The following is a 2,081-nucleotide window of genomic DNA, read 5'->3' on the forward strand; positions in this document are numbered from 1 at the left end:
TCAAGAGAGAGCGCTTCTATCTGTCCCTCACTGCGGCTGCTGCTTAGATCCTATATTCCTTGCGTGAATTGTGTCAACTCATATTGACAAAATCACCTCCTCTGTAAAGCTGGTTATTTGATACTGAAAATAGCCACCATTTCTGTTCCAAGTTTTTTTGACAATCTGCACCCTGTCGTATATAATTAGGGTATACCCTTCAAAACTTTTTCCCCTTGTTTTTGTCGCTTCCAAGCCGCTCCAACACTTTATCGAGTTTTTTTGGGGGCAGCCCACGCCTGCAAGCGTAAGACTTAGAAGCTGTATTCATAAGCGTTTAAGCAAGGTATGGAAATGAGAAATTTTTCTTGGCACACTGGAAAGCTATTCGGGCTGTAATATTTCCCAAATCGACCTTCATGTTTTGATAGGTAGGGTTCTGAGCTGCCAGCACGACATGGATTTTGCCATGCCGCCCTCTCCGCAGCAGACTGGAGACCATATCGCGCAACGCATTAGAAGTACGCTTATCCTCCGCACAGTTAAACAGGGCAGGAAATTCGTCCACAACCAGCACCAGTCGAGGTAAAGCGTCGAACTCCTGTTTGTTGGTCAATTCTAAGTCCTTTCGCCGTTCCATCTCAACGACTAGGGCGTTTAAGACTTGAAGGGCTACATCTTGGCTCCGAACAACCGGACAAGCCAGGTGAGGAAGGTCTTCAAATGGCATCAAGTCGTTCGCACCAAGGTCTACCAGAACAAAATTGACCGCTTCGGGAGATACACCGTAGGATATACTGCGACTTGTCCAGCAATCGGAAATGTAATAATCTATCTCGTCCGGGATAATCGCATGGAAAGGGTATCCTTCCTCTCTCCACATGGGTGAGGTCATCCCTGGCATATTCTCATACCAGAAAGCATCGTAGAAGTACGCCTCTGCGGGTAAGCTGCCCCCAAGGATCTGCTCAATCTGACGGAAGGTTAAGGTCAGGGGGGACTTGTCAGATAGCCGGAAGTATTCTCGTAATTCAAGGTATGGGGACTCCCTCAAAGGGGCTGTGTCAACAAAGTCTCCCAGCAGGTCAAAAAGGTCAATATGCTCCCCAAAGGTATCATCCGAATCCGAAAACATATCGCAGGCACATTGGGGGTGAATGTAAATCAGGTTCTGCACCCGCCGTCCCTTGCCGATCACCTTCTCGATTACCTCAACCTCCTGGTCTGCCAGCATGGGATTTCCGCAAAACGCACAGCGACCCCCCCTTGCCGCTGCCAGACTACTTTATACTTGCCGTTGGCCTTCTGTTCGTCACGGCAGTGTTGAAGCTGGGAGAAGTAGTCCTTGTCCAGATACGGGTCGAAACTGACCTTGCAGGGCTTGTGTCGAACTATGGCGAGAGGTGCCAGCCGAACCACCCGACAAGCAGGGTCATCAGGCAGGGCAAAAACGTGATACCCTCCCACATAAATCCAAAATTTCCGTAGCACGGTTTCCCTGTGCCAGCGTGAATACTTCTGGCACATCTTTACGACAAGCAGGCCCTCAACCACAGCGTCAATATGCCGGAAGATCATATAGGCATCTGTGCTGCGGTGGTACGCTGCCCATCCACTCAATTTGTCGTTAATCTTTTCAATCAGTGCCCGTTGAGTTCCCTTGAAATTCAAAATCAGGTTTTCCAACTCACGCTCAATCTTCTTGATGGAGCCGTCAGTCGGTTTGATTTTGTCAATATGAGTTGACACAATTCACGCAAGGAATATAGGATCTAAGCAGCAGCCGCAGTGAGGGACAGATAGAAGCGCTCTCTCTTGACAGCGGGTGGAAGGCCGCCGTTGGCGGAGCAGATACGGCGGTTGTTCCAGCAGCTCATAAAGTAACGCCAAATAAGAGATCTGAGTTCCTCCACGGTCAGCTGTTCAGTGTCCAGGCGGTCATAGAACAGTTCACTCTTCATCCTGGCCCACATACTCTCGCAGCGGGCGTTGTCGTGGCATCGGCCGCCGGCACGATTCATGCTCTGGCGGATGTCGTATTGGGTGACGGCCTGGCGGTAGGCGGCGCTGGTATACTGGCTGCCTCTGTCGGAATGGATGAT

At 50.2% G+C, this 2,081-nt stretch carries 2 protein-coding genes and 1 pseudogene; all 3 read right to left on the reverse strand.

Annotated features, from left to right (window positions below; genetic code table 11):
- Window positions 1–316 precede the first annotated feature (316 nt).
- Entirely contained in the window at window positions 317–1,213 is an 897-nt protein-coding gene (locus C814_RS16785) for an FtsK/SpoIIIE domain-containing protein (protein ID WP_016316588.1), read from the reverse strand.
- On the reverse strand, window positions 1,186–1,728 hold the full coding sequence (locus C814_RS16790; protein WP_016316589.1) for a group II intron maturase-specific domain-containing protein: 543 nt from the start codon (window positions 1,726–1,728) through the stop codon (window positions 1,186–1,188). Before C814_RS16790 ends, C814_RS16785 begins: the two co-directional genes overlap by 28 nt.
- Before the next feature lie 23 nt (window positions 1,729–1,751).
- Window positions 1,752–2,081: pseudogene (locus C814_RS16795) on the reverse strand (DDE-type integrase/transposase/recombinase); the annotation flags it as partial.

This window comes from Anaerotruncus sp. G3(2012) (assembly GCF_000403395.2).
In the GTDB taxonomy this organism is placed as follows: Bacteria; Bacillota; Clostridia; order Oscillospirales; family Ruminococcaceae; genus Anaerotruncus.

What these genes read in the sequence shown, in the direction of transcription:
- C814_RS16785 (WP_016316588.1), bottom strand. Translation starts at nt 1,213, where the DNA reads ATGCTGGCAGACCAGGAGGTTGAGGTAATCGAGAAGGTGATCGGCAAG.